A 19,686-nucleotide genomic window follows, 5' to 3' on the forward strand; every position below is an offset into this window, starting at 1 on the left:
ATTTATTGTAGCTGTCATTTTGACTCCTTTTTGATTCCTTAGTTTAAGCAAATTTTATGCCTTTAGCAAAATCTTTTAGCAAAGCAAGGTGCTACAAATATAATTTGTTTGCAATATCTTGCTTGGATTTTGCTAAGATTTTGATTTATTTTTTAAAAGAGGGTTATAAATGATACAAAAATCCCCCGATTCCACTCCCAAAACCGCTGTCTTGCTTCTAAATATGGGAGGACCCACCGATATTTCAGGCGTAGAGCCGTTTTTAAAAAACATTTTTGCTGACCCATTGCTTTTGCCTATAAAAAACAGCTTGATTCGCAAAATGGTAGGCAACATAATCGTATCCAAGCGACTAGAATCTGTCAAAGAAAACTACCGCAAAATAGGCGGCTACTCCCCGCTTATCAAGCATACTTTTGCCCTCACTTCCGCGCTAAATGCGCTAGATTCTAGCAAGACTTATAGCTATGCGATGAGATATTCCCCACCATTTTGCAAAGATGTCCTAGCTGATTTGAAAGCACAAGGAGTGCAAGATTTGGTGCTTTTTAGCCTATACCCGCAGTTTTCTACCGCTACTACTTACTCTTCCTTGCTTGATGCCAAATCCTGCCTAAAGTCCCTAGAGTATGCACCTCGCGTGAGTGTGGTAGAGCATTTTAGCGAGTATGAGCCTTTTTATGAGCTAATCGCAGATGAGATTATCTCCACACTAGATGGCGCAGATAGCAAGGAGTTTGTGCTACTACTCTCCGCACACGGACTACCAAAAAGTCTTATAGAAAAGGGCGATTGCTATGTGGAGCATTGCGAGAGGGGCAAACAAATAATATACAAAATCTTGCAATCTAGGGGGGTGGATTTTGCCAAAATCGTGCTTTGCTTTCAAAGCAAAGTAGGACCTATGCGCTGGATAGAGCCAAGCACAAAAGACACCATATCCGCACACAAAGATAGCAAAATCATCATCTACCCACTTGCCTTTACCATAGACAACTCTGAAACCGACTATGAGCTAAAAATCCAATACAAAGAGCTAGCAGATTCTTTTGGGGTGCGTGATTATCGCGTGTGTGAGTGTCTAAATGACAAAGAGGGCTTTGCCAAAGTCATCATAGACTTGGCAAATCAAGCCCTACAAAAGCACACCACACAGCAAATCGCCCCCGCAAAATCAGCAAAAAAACCAAACACAAAACCTAAACCAAAATCTAGCAAATCCAAAAAACCACACAAATCTATCAATGCAAAAACTAGCAACAAACCCAAACCAAAACAAAAACACAGCAAAAATCCCCAAACAAATCACAAAAAAGGAAAATCAAATGCCTAATCCAACGCAAAATCATCTCAAAAAAATCAAACAAAATCACTTAGACAAAAATAACTTAAGCCATTTGCTAACAAAGCTAAAAAAGCGCAAAAATCACTTCGCACATATCGCATTTTTGCCGTTTTTTTACGCTCTCTTAGCTCTAAATGCCACGCTGCTAAGTGGCTGCAAAGATGAAGCTAGCCAAAGCATAGATTCTAGTGATTTAGACAAAAACTCTTATTCTGGGCTAGAGCATATTTTCAAAGATACCAAAGAGATTAGCCCTGATGGCAAGTATATGCTACTGATATTTGGGGCAAATGGTTGCAAATATTGCGAAAATCTAAAAAACGACATTAAGCAAGATGAAGCCCTGCAAAAAACCATAGGAGAGGATTTTAGCGCGTATTATATAAACCTAAGCTATGCCAAAATCCACAACTTCAAAATCGCCCAATCAAGCACACCAAACACCACACAAAACAACGCACAAAAGGGCATAAAAGAAGTCAAACTCCCCACCAAAAAGCTAGCCCAAATCTATGCTGTGTCGCCCACGCCCACTATCGTGCTAGCTAGCAAGGAAGGGCAGACGATTTTGCAATACCCTAGCTACTTGCCACCTGTGCAGTTTAGGGCGTTGCTAGACTTTATCACAAGCGAGAAATGGCGCGAAGCAAAAGATGATGAAAAAAAGCTAAACACACTTGTGCAAAAAGAGCTACAAAAAGCGTGGGAACAAAATAATTTCTAGTAAATCACAACACAACAAATCACAACAAAAGGACAACAATGGCATTTTTCTCAAAATTAAGCACAAAACTAAACAAAAATCCACAAAGCACAAACTCGCAGCCCAAAAAACAATCACAAAAAGAATCACTGCTTAGCATTTTTTACTCATTTTGGGTGATTTTGCCAATTATGTTTTTCTACGCACTTTCTTGCGCAGTAGCGACTTTTATCGAAAACGACTATGGCACGATTGCTGCAAGGGCGATTGTGTATAATTCGTGGTGGTTTGCGTTTTTGCATATTTACCTTATTTTCGCACTTATTGCGAGCTTTATCCATTATCGCTCATTGCCACGCAAAAAATACGCTTCCGCACTCTTGCACCTCTCTTTTATCATCATCATCATCGGTGCAGGTATCACGCGCTACTTTGGCAAGGAGGGAATGTTTATCATAAGCGAAAATCAAAAAGCAGATTTTTATTATTCAAGCCAAAACTATATAAATATCTCTGCGATTGATGAAAATTGGCAAAAAGCACAACCACAATTTGTAGGCGCGGATATTAGCGTGTATGGGACATTTTTTGCCAAACCAAAAATCAATGAGGTTGTAGAGATTTTTGGCAAACCTTTACACATAGTATCTAAAGATATAGCCCTAACCCCACCAAATCCACAAGAAGAAAATCTAAAAAATAGAGAAATGCTCCTAACCCTAGAAGTAAGCTACAATGGCGATACACAAGAAATAACCCTACTAGGCGGACTAGGTGGCTCTAATGAGCATAGAATCTTGCGCGTAGAAATAGGAGGAATGAAGTTTGGATTTCATTGGGGGGCAAAAAAAGTGGCTTTGCCTTTCCAAATCCGCTTGCTAGAATTTGAGAAAAAAACCTACGCAGGCACAGAAAATCCCTCCTCTTATGCCTCACAAGTCGAAGTGCTAGATGAAAATGACAAGATTTTGTTTCCATTTAGAATCTATATGAATCACACGCTAGATTTTGGCGGGTATCGATTTTATCAGAGCAATTACTACTTTGATGATGAGACAAACTCCTACACTAGCGTGCTATCTGTCAATAACGACCCCGGCAAAATCCCAACCTACATAGGCTACGCGCTTTTGATTTTGGCTGGGCTTTTGGTGCTATTTGACAAAAATGGGCGATTTAGGACGCTTGCAAAATATCTACACAATGCAGAATCTAGCACGCAATATAGCGAGGCAGAATCTAGCGCAAAATCTAGCGATTTCCCAAAACCAAAAGAATCTAGCACAAAAGATAGAGCAAATTCTGTTGTAGATTCTAATGTGGATTTAAAAATAGATTCAAAGACAATCTCCAAAACGGATTCCAAAGCAAAGTCAAAAGCAAATTCCAAAGCAAAGTCTAAAACAGATTCCAAAACAGATTCTACAAGCACCAAAAGGGGACGACCTAAAAAAATGCAAGAAACCAATCAGTCCAAGAAAAACACAAACAAAACCACAAAAAAGTCCACGCTAAAATCTAGCGTTATAGGCATTGCGCTTGCCTCACTCGCACTTATTGCTACCACGCAAAACACTATCGCAGATTCAAGCAAAGCCCAAAATATACAAACGCACTCATCATCTAAGCAAGCCACGCAATCAAGCACGCAAAGCACTAGCCAAGCACCGCAAAACCCACACCCAAATATGCAAGATATGTCCCTGCCAAGTGCAGATTCTCTAAATCTCTCTCCCACACTAGAAAAAGCTCTAAATGACGCTCGTATCAGCCCATATCTCCTAAAAGATGAGGACATACAAGAGAGGCAAAATCTACTAAAGGCAAATGCTAGCGAGTTTCAAGCGCGGTTTGGCAAAATCCAAGTGCAAGACTTTGCAGGGCGAATCAAGCCTTTTGATACCATTGCTATGGAATTTGTGCACAAAATCCACAAAAAAGACGGATTTAGCGGGCTTAGCAATGTCGAAGTCCTGCTAGGAATCATCGCTTTTCCAAATGATTGGATGAGGGTGAAATTTATCGCCACAGACACGCCAAGACTGCGTGAGATTTTGGGCACACCAAAAGACAAAAAATATGTAAGCTGGCTTGATATTTATGATAGCAATCTAGGGGAATCAAAGCTACACAACTACCTAGCTGAAACAAGCAGAATCCCCGCTAGCGAGCATAGCAAATTTGACAAAGATGTCATCGCTGTTAGTGAGCGATTTGAGATTTTTACCAACACCCAAAACCTCCTTACTCTAAGAATTTTCCCCGATAGAGAAAGCAAAAGGTGGTTTTCTCCTAGCGAACTTATGGTGCTATATATGCAAAAAATGCTAAATGAGGAGCAATCCAAACTCTTTGAAGTGCAAGCCTCGATGATAAATATGCTCCAATTTAGCGTGCTAGAAGGGACAATCACTAATTCTTGGAAAAACGCAAATATCGCCCTAAAAGCGATAGAATCCTACCAAGAAAGCAATGGTGGAAGCGACTACCTAAGCCAATCGCAAGTCGAGTGGGAAGTCGCCCTAAATCATTACAATATCTTTGAAAAACTGATTTTTCCATATATGATTTTGGGATTTGCAGGATTTATAGTGGTGCTTGTTTTTATCGTGCAAGATAGGGCATTGCCAAAGGGGCTGTATTATGGTATTTTTGGATCTTTGGGGGTGTTTGTGCTAGCACATAGCTTTGGGCTTATCTTGCGCTGGTATGTCGCTGGACACGCCCCGTGGAGTGATGCCTATGAGTCTATGCTATATATTGCGTGGGCTAGTGGCATAGCTGGAGTGGTGTTTTTTAGGCGATATATTTTGGCATTGTGTGCTTCTAGCTTTTTATCTGGTATTAGCCTTTTTGTCGCGCACGCTGGGTTTATGAATCCACAAATCACAAACCTCGTCCCCGTGCTAAAATCTTATTGGCTAAATATCCACGTAAGCGTGATTACAGCTGGATATGGATTTTTGGGATTGTGCTTTATGCTTAGTGTGTTTAGCCTTGTGCTATTTTTGCTACGAAGCGAGCGCAGGGCAAACATTGACAAAGCGATTTTTTCAGTTGGTGCTATCAATGAAATGAGTATGATTTTGGGGATTTTGTTTTTGACTATTGGTAATTTTTTGGGCGCGGTGTGGGCTAATGAGTCTTGGGGGAGGTATTGGGGCTGGGACCCAAAAGAGACTTGGGCACTAATTAGTATAGGAATCTATGCCATTGTCTTGCACTTGCGGTTTATGGGGTTTGCAAATATGCCATTTGTGTTTGCAAGCGCGTCTGTGCTGTCGTTTTATAGTATTTTGATGACTTATTTTGGGGTAAATTATTTCCTATCAGGCAAACATTCTTATGCCTCTGGCGACCCCATCGTCATACAATGGTATGTCTATGCCTTTGTGCTTGGCACGATTGCTTTGATAGTCTTTGCGTTTTTTAGACGAAAGCTAAAAGGCGTGTATTAAGACACAAAGCTACACATAAGGCAAAGCATTGCGCAAGATTCTTTTAAGCATTGGGGTATTTCTAGCCACGCTCATAGTGAGCGCAAATCTTTTGCTTTTTACCTCATTTGGCAACAAGATTTTAGCCCCCATACTCCAAGCAGGGCTAAACTATAAGCTACCCATTCGCACCAAAATCCAATCATTGCGTATATCTTTTGGCAAGATAGAGGCATCGCTCATCATCGCAGACACTCTAAAATCTAATCTCAAAGGCAGATACACGCTAAAAGGATTTGATATTTTGGCAGATTTTGCCCCTACTGATGAGCTAGGATACGCACTTAGCGATACACTTAGCGCAAGCCAAAAACACTCAAATCAAAATAAATCAGCACCAAACTCCACAAAAAATACTCCACAAAATAATCTGCAAAATCCTCCCCCATTCACTTCACAAAATCCCGCACAAAGTCAAGCACAAAATCCTGTGCAAAATACTTCTCCATATCTTTTCACTCTGCGCTTTGTAGGCAGATATAAAGACTACATTATCACAAGCATAAAAGAATCTAGTCAAATATCCGCGCTTGAATATTTGCCCACACCCTCTCACGCAATGCTTAATCCTCTCACTACTTACCATCTTGCCAATCACTCTCTTGCCACTCGCCCTCTTTCTACTCACACCTTTGCCACTCACGCAAGTGTGCAACCCACACAAACAAGATTAGCCCAAATAGAGCAGCAAGCCATATCACATACCTCTAAAGAACAATATTCACAAGTGCAAAACTTACAAGATGAGGACGATTTTGGTTCGTTTGAAAACACTATGGAGCGTTTTCGCTCCCAAAACTCACAAACCCCCTTGCCCTCTCTAAATACACTTCCCTCACTACCTGATTTATCCCATCCAAGCACACAACTAGACAATACAGATTCTACCTCGCTTGATTTTACGCTAGATTCGCCTGATTTGACGCTGCAAAATCCACTTCTTGATTCTAGCCCTGATTCTATTTTGCTTGATTCCGCGCTTGACTTTGCCCTAAATATGATGCAAAATCCAGCCAATCAAACCCCACAAGTAAATATTTTGGCTAGGGCGAGATTTTTTGAGATAAAACAATATATCTTAGAGCTAAAGGCTTTTCCCTCTATTATCGCAAGCAAGATTTTGGATTTTCCTTATGATTTTTATGGGATTTTTGACCTAAAGGCAAAAGCCACACTTCACGCCAAAAGAGAAAAAAGCAATATAAACGCAATTTTAAACGCCAAAAATCTAATCATACAAAAGAACCAAAAAAATCAAAAGATTCAGCGCAATCCAAATGCAAATCTGCTTAGCTTGCAAGCAAGATTTGGCACGCAAGAGGGCAATCTTTTGAGCGCGCTATCTATAAGCCTAAAATCCTCCCTAACCTCCCAGCTAAAATCCCTAAAATCAACACCGCGCAAAAATATCATAGATAAGCCAAGCACGCCAAAAGATATACTGCCAAATCTCACTTTACTAGCCCAAGCTAGCACTAATCTAAAGACCCTAAAAACCCAAGCTAAAATCACAGATAACTATGAAATCCCACTTGGCAGGCTTGATTTTAGTCAAAATGGCGAATATGACTTAGAGATTTTCAACCTCACGAATTTAGGCGCAATGCTAGGTTTAAAACTTCAAGGAGATATGCACTTGCAAGGAAACTATGACATACAAAATAGCATAATCGATGGCAAAAGCAACACGCTAGGAGGGGTAAGCCACTTTGAGCTAAATGGGGACAATCTAAAAATAAATGCGGAAAATATCGCTTTAGAAAAACTTTTAGCCCTATTTGGTGCGCCTAGCGTGCTTGAGGGGAGAGCGCAGATGAGTGCAAACTATAATTTTCTCTTTGCCAAAGGGGCTATGAGCCTGCAAGCAAGCAATCTTGGAGCAAATATCAATAGCGCGGATTTAAGTTTTTATGGGATTGAGGGGCTTAGCAAAAACCCCTCTCCTTTAGTGGTGGATTTGGAAAATATCTTAGAATCAAATAGGCTAGATTTTGGGGATTTGCAAACCACACCACAAAATGCGATAAACACACTGCAAAACACCACGACCCTAAATATGCAATCCAAGCTAAACGCAGGCGTAAATGACTGCTCTCTAAGCATAGACACACCAAGTGAAAAAATAGAATCCACTCGCTGCATAATAAACCTAATCGCTCAAAATCTACAAATCGCCCTAACCCTAAAGCCCAAAAAATACACACAACAAGAATCGCTAAATCCTCAAAATCAAGCACAAAATCCGCCCAAATGGCTAGAATCAAAAGAGCTAGAATCAAATATGATTTCGCCACAAAATCAGCAAAATCCAAACTCGCAAAACCTAAGCCCACAAAACTACTCAAATACGCAAAATCCAAATATGCAGAATGCAAATATAGTAGAGGGCTTGCAAATAAATATTAGCGGGAGTTTTGCTTCCCCACAAGTGCAAAAAAACCTCCCAGAATTACCCCCAGATGATGATGAATTCCTAGAATTTTAGCTATGCTTTTTAGTGCATTTGTAAAAGTAGTTTAACCACATTTATAAAAGCAATTTATAGATTTTATCTTTGAATTGTAGCTCTTGCTATGTTCTTAAAATTTTGTGCTATTTCTTGCAATTTTCACAATAGCAGTCTTTGCAATATTTTTTTACGATTCGCTCCACTTCGTTATGGTAGTTTGGCGAGTCATACATAGCAAAGCAAGATAGAAGCGAGCGGATTTTGTGGTGTTTGTCAATATAGTTTTGTAGCTCTTTTAGAGGGCGTTTGCCCCCCCATTTTAGCCGCTCTTTTAGGGAATCTATATCTTTTTTGCCCTCTGATTCTACATTCAAATCACGCGAATAATTCGCGCAATAATCAAGCCCCCAAATTTTGTAATCCTGCCTTGCAAAAAGCTTAAACATTTCTTTGCCCTCCATATTTACAGACATACTTGCGATATTATTTAGTGGTTTGGCATAAACAAAAACACTCCCAAAAAAGCCCAGAAGCAAAAAAGTGCGACAGAAGCAAGAAGTGTAAGAAAGGATTTTAAGCTGTGGCAACATATTTAGATTCCTTTTTAGATTTTATCGCTTAAAACAGCAACAATGCAAAAAAAGGCGATTATAGCAAGTTTGAGAATATTTTTGTTTAATGATTTTTTCATAGCGCAAAGTTTAGTAAGTTTAATCAAAAATTGCCACCAAAATCGCCACAAAATCACCTCACAAAAATCCATAGAAAAATCAAAAACACAAACCAAAATCTAGCGCAATCTAGCAAAACTTAAGCCACCGAACAATTTGCCTAAAACAATTTGCTTTTAAGCAAACTTTAGCTAGAATCACCTTTTAACTTTTGGCAGGAGCGCGACAAATGGAGAATCTACTTGATGATAAAAATATCATAGACATAAATATTGATGATAGCATTAAGGAGAGTTATTTAGATTATTCGATGAGTGTCATCGTGGGGAGGGCATTGCCCGATGCCAAAGACGGGCTAAAGCCTGTGCATAGGAGAATCCTCTATGCGATGAATGAGCTAGGCGTAAGCTCTCGTGCAAGCTATAAAAAATCCGCTAGAATCGTAGGTGATGTCATCGGTAAATACCACCCACACGGTGATATCGCCGTATATGACGCACTTGTGCGGCTTGCCCAAGATTTTTCTATGAGGCTAGAGCTAGTCGATGGGCAGGGCAACTTTGGCTCAATTGATGGCGATAGCGCAGCTGCTATGCGATATACCGAAGCGCGTATGACACAAGCAAGCGAGGAAATGCTACGCGACATAGACAAAGACACAGTTGACTTTGTCCCAAACTATGATGACACCCAAAAAGAACCAGATGTCCTCCCCACACGCATACCAAATCTCCTTGTCAATGGCTCAAGCGGAATCGCCGTAGGTATGGCGACAAGCATACCACCACACAGAATCGATGAAATAATAGACGCGCTTTTTTGCGTGATAGACAATCCAAAAGCACCGCTTGATGAGCTACTAGAGCATATCAAAGGACCAGATTTCCCAACAGGTGGAATCATCTACGGCAAGCAAGGCATAATTGATGCCTACGGCACGGGTAGAGGGCGCATACGAGTGCGAGCCAAAACCCACATAGAAAAAACCAAGACAAAAGACATTATCATCATTGATGAGATTCCCTACCAAGTAAACAAAGCAAAACTTGTCGAGCAAATAAGCGAACTAGCAAAAGAAAAAATCATTGATGGCATAAGCGAAGTGCGTGATGAGAGCGATAGAGAGGGTATGCGAGTAGTCATCGAACTAAAAAAAGACGCAATGAGCGAAATCGTGCTAAACAATCTCTACAAATCAACAACAATGGAAAGCACATTTGGGATAATATTGCTCGCTGTCAACAACAAAGAACCAAAGATTTTCACTCTCTTAGAATTGCTAAATATTTTTATCTCACACCGAAAAACCATCATCATTCGCCGCACGATTTTTGAGCTAGAAAAGGCAAAAGCTAGAGCGCACATACTAGAGGGGCTAAAAATCGCGCTAGATAATATCGATGAAGTCATCGCCCTAATCCGCGCTAGCAAAGACACAGAAGAAGCAAAAAATGGGCTTATGAGCAAATTTGGCTTAAGCGAACTGCAAGCAAAAGCTATCCTAGAAATGCGCTTGCAACGGCTAACAGGACTAGAGCGCGACAAAATCGAAAACGAATATGCCGAGCTACTAAAACTTATTGATGAGCTAAGCAAAATCCTCAAAAGCGAAGAACGACTAAAAGAAATCATCAAAGAAGAGCTAGCCGAAATCAAAGATAAATTCTCCACACCGCGCAGGACGCAGATTGAGGAGGATTATGACAATATTGACATAGAGGATTTAATCCCAAATGAACCTGTGGTAGTAACGATGAGCCATAGAGGCTATGTCAAACGAGTGCTACTCAAAACCTATGAGAAGCAAAATCGCGGTGGCAAAGGCAAAATAAGTGGCAATACACACGAAGATGATTTTATAGAATCATTCTTTGTGGCAAATACCCACGACACGATAATGTTTATCACAAATCGCGGACAGCTTTATTGGCTAAAGGTTTATAAAATCCCAGAAGCAGGGCGCACCGCTATCGGCAAAGCTGTGGTAAATCTAATCAATCTCCAAGCTGATGAAAAAATAATGGCGACAATCACCACAAGTGATTTTAACAAAGACAAATCGCTAGTATTCTTTACCAAAAACGGAATCATCAAGCGCACAAATCTAAGCGAATATAGCAACATAAGAAGCGTGGGCGTGCGAGCAATAAACCTCGATGAAAAAGATGAAGTCGTAACTGCTAGAATCATTACCCAAGAAGTAAAAGAGCTATTTATCGCCACGCAAAAGGGAATGTGTATCAAATTCCCCATACAAGATGCAAGAGAAATCGGCAGAGTAGCTAGAGGTGTAACAGGTATACGATTCAAAGAAAAAGGAGATTGTGTCATCGCAGCCACCACGATAGGAAGCGATGAAGACAAACTCCTAACCGTGAGTGAGCGCGGTATCGGCAAGCAAACAAATGCAGGTGCATATCGCTTACAATCGCGCGGAGGAAAGGGCGTCATCGTAATGAAAATAGATGACAAAAAGACGGGGAATCTCGTAAGCGTGGTAAATGTAAATGATGAAAAACTAGACCTTATGGTGCTAACAAGCAAGGGCAAGATGATACGCGTAGATACCGAAGCAATACGAGAGTCCGCACGCAACACAATGGGTGTCAAAATCGTAAATGTCGCAGGCGAAAAGGTGGCGTTTGCTGTTACTTGCCCCAAAGAGGACAAAGAAGATGAACTAGATGAAGTAGAGGGCAGAAGTGATATAAGGGGTGAAAATCTCTAAACCACACATAATCAAAAAGTGTAGGATTTAGATAGTATAAGTCCAAAATAGCCATAAGCCAAAGTGGAGGGATTTGTTTAGATTCTATTTTGTATATGTTTTTTTTACGGATTCTAAGATTTTGCGTAATCCCCGTGTGTAGTTTAGTTTTTAGTGAATCTTTGCTTTATGAGGGGTTTTGTTGTCGAGGGGAGTTTGCAGTCTTTAGGTTATAAAACTATTTTTGAGGGGATTTGATTCTTGTGGTTTTTACTAAATTTTGACTACAAAAGTCTAGCAATATAGTATTTTGTTCTTATGGATTGTTTGCGATTCTATTTATACCATAGCGATTATGACGGATTTTTAGCTTGATTGCTCTAAGTGGCAAGATTAGCAAATAGCCTCTTTTGCGCTTATTCCAGCATTTTTGACAAAGATAAAATAGCTCAAAGGCAAAGTTATAATCGCTTGGGCTTAGTTTGTGTAAATCGTTAGTTTTGCCACCACAAGATTTGACACTAGATTCGCCAAATTTGCGCGATTTCAAAATCTCATTCGGATTCTTGCCAAAGATTTTTGCCACCACAAAGGGCAAAGCGAAAAATCCAAGAAAATTTTTGACGCATTTTAGCAAATAAATCGCCACGCGATTTTCGTAATTTTTATCGCTATTTGCGCTTAATTGCTCAAACTCGCTTTGCAAAATATCCGCAAATCGTGGCGTTTTTAGCGCGACTTCCCACCAAAGCAAACTAATATTTTGTCCTTGCACATTGCAGATTTTTGGATTTTGCCACTGTTTCACACAAGCACTTGTAAAGTGAAAAATCACAGGATTTTTTAATGCAAAATCCATCTCTTTGCGCGTGTAGTCAAATTTAAAATGATTGGATTCATCATTGCAAATACTTTGCAAAAATGCGCGTGGCAAGAGGTTGAATTCAAAAGGAAGTTTTAGGCGATTTTGCTCAACTATCACGGCATTTAGCGTATCTTGGTCGTGCATATCCAAATGATAATTTTTCATAACCTCAAAGCTTTTTTGCACAATATTTTGTTTTTTCCATTCGGGTAAATTTAGCAGTAAAAACCCCGCGTTAAAATGCGTCCCTGTAAAATCAATATCTCTAAAATCACTTCTCTTGGCAATTAGTTTTGGTTTTTTACGCAACGAGTTCCTTACGATATAGTCCTTTACCACGCCCACGCATTTATCACCCATATCAAGTGCGAATAATTCACGCAAATCACCCACCACAAGCATATCAATGTCTAAATACAAGCACGAAACGCAATTTTGTGGTATGAATTGCGGGATAAAAAAGCGAAAATATGTCAAATAATTGCCATTAAGACGCGGAAGTCCACTAAATAGCTTGTCATCACAAATATGAATGCAAATCTCGCAAGGATAGATTTTAGCTAAATCTTTGGCAAGATGAACAAATCTAGTGCGCGAATCATCGCTTAAAAAATCGCTAATTATGTGAAAAATGTAGCCTTCGCGCCTCTCATCATCGCTTAGCGAATCATAATTGCGCTTTGGGTAGGAATCTAAATGAGAATTTTTTAATAGACTTTTAGGATTTAAACTCTCTCTCTCTCTTGTAGCAAAGAAATCTCTAAATCGTTTTGTGCTATCTGTGCTTTGGATAATGCTAGTTATCAGCACAGCAGTATATTTCGCATACGCTTCATTGGCACAAAAAGATATGTGAAACATTGTAAAAACCTCCGTAATGTTTAAGTTTTATAAAATTTCACGCTGTAAAAAAACGACAAGCAAAAACAACATAAAAAAACTAACCAAAAACTACTAAGAGCTAGATTCTGTAAACCTAACTCTTAAGTAATCTTTTTTAGCGATAAGTAAAAAATGGATTTTTATGATTTTTGTATTTTTTAGCTACTTTTTTTACGATGAATTTCTAGTCTTTCACAAACTCAATAGTAGCCATTTGTGAAGCATCTCCACGCCTTGTGCGAGTGCGATTGATACGAGTGTAGCCACCTTTGGTATCTTTATAGCGTGGGGCAACTTCTGTGCATAGTTTTTTGGTAGCGGATTTATTTTGCAAATACGCATACACAAGTCTATGTGCATTAAAATCCCCTACCCTCGCAGTAGTTACAAGTTTTTCTATATAGGTTTGCAATTCTTTTGCCTTAAATACGCCTGTTTCAATTTTTTCATTGGCAATAAGCGCAATAGCAAGGTTTTTTAACAATGCCTTTCTATGCGAGCTTGTCCTGCCTAATTTACGATAGCCGTGATTATGCCTCATTAGATTCTCCTTATCTTGTTTTGCCGATTTTTTTGTTAAACGCTGCTTGGACTTCTGGAGGTAGATTTGAGCCAATAGGATAGCCAAGAGAGCTAAGCTTTTCAGCAATCTCATCAAAAGATTTTTTGCCCATATTTTTGATACCTTTTAGGGTTGATTCTGGCATCATAGCTAGCTCACCAATGTATTGCACACCGATTTTATCAAGGCAATGAAAACAACGCGTACTAAGGTTTAGCGTGTCTATTTTGATAAGCAAGGTTTTTAAGTCAATCGGGTCATCTGGTGGAAACTTTATATCTGGATTTAGCACTGAAACTTCACTGCCAAATATATTCATATGAGCCTGTGCGATAGCAATAGAGTTTTTAAACACATCAAGTGGCTCTACTTGTCCATCTGACTCAATCTCAAAAACAACTTTTTCATAGTTTGGATTATCGTCTACAAGAACATCTTGGATTTCGTAGATGACTTTTTTTACAGGTGTAAAATGTGCATCCAAAGGAATAAGCCCGATTTCGCCTGTGAAATCTTTGTCTTTGCGCACCAAGTCATTTGGCTTAAAGCCGATAGAGCGCTTCACTACAAGTGAGAAGCTAAACTTCGCGTCTTCATTGATAGTAGCAAGATGAGCCTCTTTGTTTACGACATCAATTTCATCAGTAACCAAATGTGCGCCTTTCAACTCCATAGGACCTTTGAAGTTATAATTAACGCGAATAGTGTTTTGCAACTCTTTAGATTTGCTAGCAAAGCGAATCTTTTTAAGATGCATAATGAAAGGCGTCACATCTTCAACCACACCACGCATAGAATCAAACTCGTGAGAAACGCCATCAATATGCAGCATAACAGGCGCATAGCCCGGCGTGCAAGATAGCATAAGCCTGCGCAACGGATGTGCAAATGTGATAGCATAGCCCGGCTCAAAAGGCCACACACTTACACGAATACGATTTGTGCCAATATCCTCTACTAAAATCTCATTTGGAATGTGAGGAACTGTCTTGAAAATATCCATATTACCACCTACTTTTTTGCATTATTTGGAATACAACTCAACGATAAGTCTCTCTTCGATAGGAATCACAACTTCTTCTCTTTGAGGATAGCGCGTGAAAATCCCAAACTTCTTATCTTTATCAACATCAACCCACGCTACGATTCCGCTTTGAGTGCTCAAATCAAGTGCGCGAACAACTTGCGGATTACTTTTTGTTTTTTCTTTTAGCTCAATCTTTTGCCCCGCTTTGACTATATATGAGGGAATATCAAGCCTCTTGCCATCGACTAAAATATGCCCGTGTGTAACAAGCTGACGAGCATTTCTCCTAGTGGTAGCAAAGCCCATACGATACACGACATTATCAAGCCTTCGCTCAATAAGCTGAATAAGATTTTCACCCGTATTGCCTTCTAAGCGATTTGCCTCCACAAAAATAGAGCGAAACTGCTTCTCTGACACCCCATACATTGCCTTTGCTTTTTGTTTTTCACGCAGTTGCAATCCATAGTCCGAAATCTTACCTCGCCTTTGTCCGTGCTGTCCGGGCGCATAAGGACGCTTATCAAGCGCACTCTTACCTGCTAGTCTCCTCTCTCCCTTTAGTGCCAAAGATACGCCAAATCGTCTCTCTAGTTTTTCTACTGGTCCTCTATATCGTGCCATACTACCTCCTTACACTCTTCGTCTTTTAGGTGGTCTGCAACCATTGTGCGGAAGCGGTGTAATATCCTTTAGCCAAAGCACCTTGATGCCCTCTGTCGCACCCACACTTTTTATCGCTGTTTCTCGTCCGCTTCCCGGTCCTTGCACCTTGATACCGACTTCTTTCACACCGTGCTCTTTTGCTTTAGCTAGCGCACTCTCTACTGCTTGTTGTGCTGCGTAAGGGGTGGATTTTTTACTCCCTTTGAATCCTAGCCCACCAGCAGTTGCCCAGCAGATGACATTGCCCATTTCATCAGTAACAGTTACATTTGTGTTGTTAAAGGTTGCAGAAATACACACAATCCCTCGTGCAATATTTTTCTTTACAACCCGCTTTTTATTTGTAGTGGTTTTTGCCATATCTTATCCTTGTATAACACTCAAATATTATGAGCTTTTTGAGCCCACAGTCTTGCGTTTGCCCTTTCTAGTGCGAGCATTATTTTTTGTCGTTTGCCCACGCACAGGGAGTCCCTTTCTATGCCGCAAACCACGATAGCTCCCCAAATCCATTAAGGATTTTATATCCATTTGCACTTTTTTGCGCAAATCCCCCTCAACAACATAACTCTCTTGTATTTTCTTTGCAATCACGGAAACTTCGCTCTCGCTGAGATTATCAACTCGCTTATCAAAAGAAATATTTACAGCGTTTAAAATATCTCTAGAACTCTTCAGCCCTATGCCATAGATATAAGTAAGCGCATACTCAACTCGTTTCTTTTTTGGCAAATCTACACCAGCAATTCTCGCCATTTTTTATCCTTGTCTTTGTTTGTGTTTGGGTGTGGAGCAAATCACTCTTACCACGCCTTTTCGCTTGATAATCTTACACTTATCACACATTTTTTTTACCGATGGTCGCACTTTCATTTATATCACTCCTTTTTGTGTCAAAATTTGTGCCTATCATTTTTGAAAACCGAGATTTTACCCAAATTTAGTTTAAAACACGCTTATTTTCACTTATGTCGATAAGTGATTCTACCTTTGTCCAAACTATATGGGGTAAGCTCAATCTTTACCGTATCGCCGGGCAAAATCTTAATATAGTGCATCCGCATTTTGCCCGCAATATGACAAAGCACGATATGTCCATTATCAAGTTGCACGCGAAAAGTCGCATTTGGCAATGCTTCAATCACTTTGCCATCGACTTCTATGACATCATCTTTTGCCAATCTAACCTCCTTAAGCTGTTGTTAGGATTCTAGCTTTGCCACTTTGGATAGCGATAGTATGCTCATAGTGGCTACCATTTAGCCTATCTTTTGCCACCACTGACCACTTATCCTCCAAAATCACAGGCTCGCCGTCTTTTTGCGCTATCATCGGCTCTATGCAGAACACCATTCCTTCTTTGATTTTGGGACCTTGCTTTGGGTTTGGAGATTCTAGGTAATTTGGAATTTCAGGCTCATCGTGTGGCTTCCTGCCTATACCGTGCCCACAAAACCCTTTCAAAGGCACAAATCCTTTTGAATGGATAGCTTCTTCTAAAAACGAACTTAGCTCTTTAAAATGCAAGCCCACCTTGATAAAATCTATCGCTTCATAAAGCGTATCCTTAGCGCAAGCTATGAGTTCCTCATCTTTTTTGCTAATATTGCCAATCCCCACACTTACCGCGCCATCACCATACCAACCATCACACTCCACACCCAAATCAATACCCAAAACATCACCCTCTTTTAGTTTGTAGTTTGTAGGGATTCCGTGAATGATGACTTCATTTAACGACAAACAAGTAGCATTTGGGAAACCATAAAGTCCCTTAAATGCAGGTTTGCCACCACTTTGTAAAATATGATTTTCCACCATAGAATCTAGCTCTTTTAAGCTAACTCCTGCTTTAGCGTTTTTAGAAGCAAAATCTAGCGCACTAGCTACGATAGCAGATGACTTTGCGATAGAATCTATCTCCTTTTTGCTACGAATGATGATAGCCAAACTAGAATCCCACCGCACTAAGCGTTTTGTATTTGTTCATATAGATTTGCGCTTCTATTTTGCGCATCGTGTCAATAGCTACTTGCACGACAATCAGCACTGCTGTCCCACCAAAATAAAACGGCACACCAAGTAGCTTTACCAAAATCCAAGGTAGCGTAGAAACAAGCGCGAGATACAAAGAGCCCCACAAAGTAAGATTATTTGCCACAGAATTCAAAAACGAAGATGTCCCCTCTCCCGGTCGCATACCGGGGATATATCCACCTTGTCGCTTGAGATTATCAGCAATGTCTTTTGCATTAAACACAATAGAAGAATAAAAATACGCAAAAAACACCACAAGCACAAACATTAAAATGTTATAAAAATATTGATTTGGATTTAGAAAATCTGAAATAGCTTGGAGATATTGATTGCTAGAAGCCTGCAAAATCGTAGATGGAAACACCAAAATCGCGGAAGCAAAAATGGGTGGAATCACGCCACTAAGATTTAGCTTGATAGGAATGTAATTCATAATGCGCTTATTTTGGTTTTGCATAATGACTTTGCGGGCATACGAAATGGGAATCCTGCGCTCTGCTAGTTCAATATACACGATACAGCAAATCGTAGCGATGATAATCGCAACAATAAATATGAGGCTAAGGATATTGATTTCGCCTGTATTTACTAGCTTAAATGTCGCAGCCACCGCGCTTGGTATCCCAGAAACGATACCACCAAAAATGATAAGACTAATGCCATTCCCCACACCTCTTTGGGTAATCTGCTCACCTATCCACACAAGTAGCATAGTCCCCGTAAGCATACAAAATACAGATATTACCAAAAATTCACTCATATTGATAAGTATCGCACCATTGCTACCACCACCGATACTACGCAAACCAAATGACACACTAATGGCTTGAACGACGGTAATAAAAATAGTTACATAACGGATAATCTGCATATATTTCTGCATACCGTCGCGCTCTTTTTTCATCTTACCAAGTGCAGGAAAAGTCGCTGCAAGTAGCTCCATAACAATAGAAGCGGTAATGTAGGGCATAATACCTAGCGAGATTATACTTAATCGTTCTACTGCATTCCCGCTAAACATATTAAACAACCCTAACGCATTACTTTGGTTGGTATCAAAAAAATCTTTGATAACAACCAAATCAACCCCGGGAATAGTAATATATGCTAACACTCTATATGCAAAAAGAAATGCCAAAGTGATTAAAATCTTGTTAATGATTGTTTTATTCATCGCTTCTTACTCTTTTTTACTTTTTGCTCTTTGCAAACTTATATGAATGATAATCTTAGTCGTCTTTTTGGCTAGATTTTGACTTGGTATGTTTAGCATTGCCACCACTTAGCGAGATTCTATCATCTTTTATCTTGCCAGAGAGTGATTTCGCTCCCTTGCCGATGAGTTTGACTAAAATCTGCTTTTTTGGCTCTTTTATTACTTCTTTTGTGTTTTTGCTTACAGTTTCTTTTTTTTGTGTTTTTTTTGAGATTTTATCAGAGCCTTTAGAATCAGCAATATCCAAACCACGAGCAAATGTAGGAAGTTTATGCACAGAATGGATAGATTCTATACTGATTTGTGATAATTCAGCAACTTGCTTTATTTTATCGACATTTATTGTGTACGGTTTTTGCACTCGACTTGCAAAGCCCACTTTTGGCAATCGTCTTTGCAATGGTTGCTGTCCACCCTCAAATCCCCTCTTTGCCTTATAGCCTGTTCGCGCAGTTTGTCCTTTACCCCCTCTAGTAGAAGTCTTACCCATTCCACTACCCTGTCCGCGCCCTACTCGCTTAATATCCTTAGTGCTACCGCTAGCAGGTTTAATTAGATGTAGAGAAGCCATTTTTTCTCCTTATGGATTTGATTTTTATGCTTTGATTTTTGAAAGAGCATCAAAAGTCGCCCTAACGACATTGTAAGGATTGCTAGAACCTAACGACTTAGTAAGAATATCTTTTATCCCAGCCAACTCTATCACAGGTCTAGCAGAACCACCAGCAATAACGCCCGTTCCCTCACTTGCAGGTTTTAGTAAAATTCTACTAGCATTGTATTTGTATTCTATATCGTGAGCGATAGTTGTGCCTTTGACATTGACTTTGATGATATTTTTAAACGCATCATCAATGGCTTTTTTTATCGCATCGGGCACTTCTTTTGCCTTGCCAAGTCCAAAGCCAACAAGTCCATTGCGATTGCCTACTACTACAAGTGCGTTAAATCGCAAGCGTCTACCGCCTTTTACGACTTTGGTTACGCGCCCGATATTTACAACAACCTCGCTAAATTCTTCTCTATTGATTTCCATTTTGTTTCCCTTTTTATCATAGC

General features: G+C 39.8%; 17 protein-coding genes and 1 pseudogene. 5 read left to right on the top strand and 13 right to left on the bottom strand.

The annotated features are described in order from the left end of the window. Positions 1-169: 169 nt before the first annotated feature. The 4 genes and pseudogenes from hemH to CQA40_RS04515 all read left to right on the top strand — a co-directional run. A pseudogene (gene hemH, locus CQA40_RS04500) lies at positions 170-1,129 on the top strand (ferrochelatase); the annotation flags it as partial. Positions 1,130-1,325: 196 nt separating this feature from the next. Next, on the top strand, positions 1,326-2,069 hold the full coding sequence (locus tag CQA40_RS04505) for a thioredoxin fold domain-containing protein (RefSeq protein WP_115519736.1): 744 nt from the start codon (positions 1,326-1,328) through the stop codon (positions 2,067-2,069). A gap of 38 nt (positions 2,070-2,107) precedes the next feature. Further along, on the top strand, positions 2,108-5,506 hold the full coding sequence (gene ccsA, locus CQA40_RS04510) for a cytochrome c biogenesis protein (protein WP_115519737.1): 3,399 nt from the start codon (positions 2,108-2,110) through the stop codon (positions 5,504-5,506). A gap of 28 nt (positions 5,507-5,534) precedes the next feature. Further along, positions 5,535-8,030 carry a hypothetical protein gene (locus CQA40_RS04515; RefSeq protein ID WP_115519738.1) on the top strand — a complete coding sequence of 832 codons (2,496 nt, stop codon included), beginning with the start codon at positions 5,535-5,537 and terminating at the stop codon, positions 8,028-8,030. A gap of 107 nt (positions 8,031-8,137) precedes the next feature. Here CQA40_RS04515 and CQA40_RS04520 read toward each other — a convergent pair whose 3' ends face one another. Further along, complete coding sequence (locus tag CQA40_RS04520) at positions 8,138-8,584, bottom strand: hypothetical protein (protein ID WP_115519739.1); 447 nt, start codon at positions 8,582-8,584, stop codon at positions 8,138-8,140. Between the two features lie 310 nt (positions 8,585-8,894). On the opposite strand from CQA40_RS04520, the gene gyrA reads away from it, so the two are divergent. Further along, entirely contained in the window at positions 8,895-11,393 is a 2,499-nt protein-coding gene (gyrA, locus tag CQA40_RS04525) for a DNA gyrase subunit A (protein ID WP_115519740.1), read from the top strand. Between the two features lie 295 nt (positions 11,394-11,688). Here the strand turns inward: gyrA and CQA40_RS04530 are convergent, their stop codons facing one another. From CQA40_RS04530 to rpsE, 12 genes are all read right to left on the bottom strand, one after another. Further along, positions 11,689-13,098 (bottom strand): glycosyltransferase family 8 protein, encoded by a 1,410-nt coding sequence (locus CQA40_RS04530; RefSeq protein ID WP_115519741.1) that lies wholly within the window; start codon positions 13,096-13,098, stop codon positions 11,689-11,691. A gap of 205 nt (positions 13,099-13,303) precedes the next feature. Further along, positions 13,304-13,660: a 50S ribosomal protein L17 gene (rplQ, locus tag CQA40_RS04535; protein WP_115519742.1), complete on the bottom strand. Its 357-nt coding sequence runs from the start codon at positions 13,658-13,660 to the stop codon at positions 13,304-13,306. Between the two features lie 10 nt (positions 13,661-13,670). Beyond that, positions 13,671-14,684 (bottom strand): DNA-directed RNA polymerase subunit alpha, encoded by a 1,014-nt coding sequence (locus CQA40_RS04540; protein WP_023927891.1) that lies wholly within the window; start codon positions 14,682-14,684, stop codon positions 13,671-13,673. 21 nt (positions 14,685-14,705) lie between these two features. Further along, positions 14,706-15,332, bottom strand: a complete 627-nt coding sequence (gene rpsD / locus CQA40_RS04545; RefSeq protein ID WP_115519743.1) for a 30S ribosomal protein S4 — start codon at positions 15,330-15,332, stop codon at positions 14,706-14,708. 9 nt (positions 15,333-15,341) lie between these two features. Then, positions 15,342-15,734 (bottom strand): 30S ribosomal protein S11, encoded by a 393-nt coding sequence (gene rpsK, locus CQA40_RS04550; RefSeq protein ID WP_115519744.1) that lies wholly within the window; start codon positions 15,732-15,734, stop codon positions 15,342-15,344. A gap of 27 nt (positions 15,735-15,761) precedes the next feature. Beyond that, positions 15,762-16,130: a 30S ribosomal protein S13 gene (gene rpsM / locus CQA40_RS04555; protein WP_023927894.1), complete on the bottom strand. Its 369-nt coding sequence runs from the start codon at positions 16,128-16,130 to the stop codon at positions 15,762-15,764. Positions 16,131-16,133: 3 nt separating this feature from the next. After that, on the bottom strand, positions 16,134-16,247 hold the full coding sequence (gene rpmJ / locus CQA40_RS04560; RefSeq protein ID WP_023927895.1) for a 50S ribosomal protein L36: 114 nt from the start codon (positions 16,245-16,247) through the stop codon (positions 16,134-16,136). An 89-nt stretch (positions 16,248-16,336) separates the two neighbouring features. Continuing rightward, positions 16,337-16,555 carry a translation initiation factor IF-1 gene (gene infA / locus CQA40_RS04565; protein ID WP_115519745.1) on the bottom strand — a complete coding sequence of 73 codons (219 nt, stop codon included), beginning with the start codon at positions 16,553-16,555 and terminating at the stop codon, positions 16,337-16,339. Positions 16,556-16,565: 10 nt separating this feature from the next. Further along, positions 16,566-17,324, bottom strand: coding sequence for a type I methionyl aminopeptidase (map, locus tag CQA40_RS04570; RefSeq protein WP_115519746.1), 759 nt, complete (start codon positions 17,322-17,324; stop codon positions 16,566-16,568). Between the two features lies 1 nt (position 17,325). Beyond that, the gene (gene secY / locus CQA40_RS04575) at positions 17,326-18,585 is read right to left on the bottom strand and encodes a preprotein translocase subunit SecY (protein ID WP_115519747.1); all 1,260 of its coding nucleotides are present in this window, start codon (positions 18,583-18,585) and stop codon (positions 17,326-17,328) included. A gap of 55 nt (positions 18,586-18,640) precedes the next feature. Beyond that, a complete protein-coding gene (gene rplO, locus CQA40_RS04580; RefSeq protein WP_115519748.1) occupies positions 18,641-19,198 on the bottom strand; it encodes a 50S ribosomal protein L15 in 558 nt (185 codons plus the stop codon). Between the two features lie 24 nt (positions 19,199-19,222). Then, on the bottom strand, positions 19,223-19,663 hold the full coding sequence (gene rpsE / locus CQA40_RS04585; protein WP_023927900.1) for a 30S ribosomal protein S5: 441 nt from the start codon (positions 19,661-19,663) through the stop codon (positions 19,223-19,225). Positions 19,664-19,686: the final 23 nt, after the last annotated feature.

Source organism: Helicobacter sp. MIT 01-3238 (assembly GCF_003364135.1).
Taxonomy (GTDB): domain Bacteria; phylum Campylobacterota; class Campylobacteria; order Campylobacterales; family Helicobacteraceae; genus Helicobacter_B.

Coding starts and splice junctions, on each gene's coding strand:
- rpsD (WP_115519743.1), bottom strand. CDS start 15,332: ATGGCACGATATAGAGGACCAGTAGAAAAACTAGAGAGACGATTTGGC.
- CQA40_RS04520 (WP_115519739.1), bottom strand. CDS start 8,584: ATGTTGCCACAGCTTAAAATCCTTTCTTACACTTCTTGCTTCTGTCGC.
- rpsM (WP_023927894.1), bottom strand. CDS start 16,130: ATGGCGAGAATTGCTGGTGTAGATTTGCCAAAAAAGAAACGAGTTGAG.
- rplO (WP_115519748.1), bottom strand. CDS start 19,198: ATGGCTTCTCTACATCTAATTAAACCTGCTAGCGGTAGCACTAAGGAT.
- rplQ (WP_115519742.1), bottom strand. CDS start 13,660: ATGAGGCATAATCACGGCTATCGTAAATTAGGCAGGACAAGCTCGCAT.
- CQA40_RS04540 (WP_023927891.1), bottom strand. CDS start 14,684: ATGGATATTTTCAAGACAGTTCCTCACATTCCAAATGAGATTTTAGTA.
- CQA40_RS04530 (WP_115519741.1), bottom strand. CDS start 13,098: ATGTTTCACATATCTTTTTGTGCCAATGAAGCGTATGCGAAATATACT.
- rpsK (WP_115519744.1), bottom strand. CDS start 15,734: ATGGCAAAAACCACTACAAATAAAAAGCGGGTTGTAAAGAAAAATATT.
- secY (WP_115519747.1), bottom strand. CDS start 18,585: ATGAATAAAACAATCATTAACAAGATTTTAATCACTTTGGCATTTCTT.
- ccsA (WP_115519737.1), top strand. CDS start 2,108: ATGGCATTTTTCTCAAAATTAAGCACAAAACTAAACAAAAATCCACAA.
- rpmJ (WP_023927895.1), bottom strand. CDS start 16,247: ATGAAAGTGCGACCATCGGTAAAAAAAATGTGTGATAAGTGTAAGATT.
- rpsE (WP_023927900.1), bottom strand. CDS start 19,663: ATGGAAATCAATAGAGAAGAATTTAGCGAGGTTGTTGTAAATATCGGG.
- gyrA (WP_115519740.1), top strand. CDS start 8,895: ATGGAGAATCTACTTGATGATAAAAATATCATAGACATAAATATTGAT.
- CQA40_RS04505 (WP_115519736.1), top strand. CDS start 1,326: ATGCCTAATCCAACGCAAAATCATCTCAAAAAAATCAAACAAAATCAC.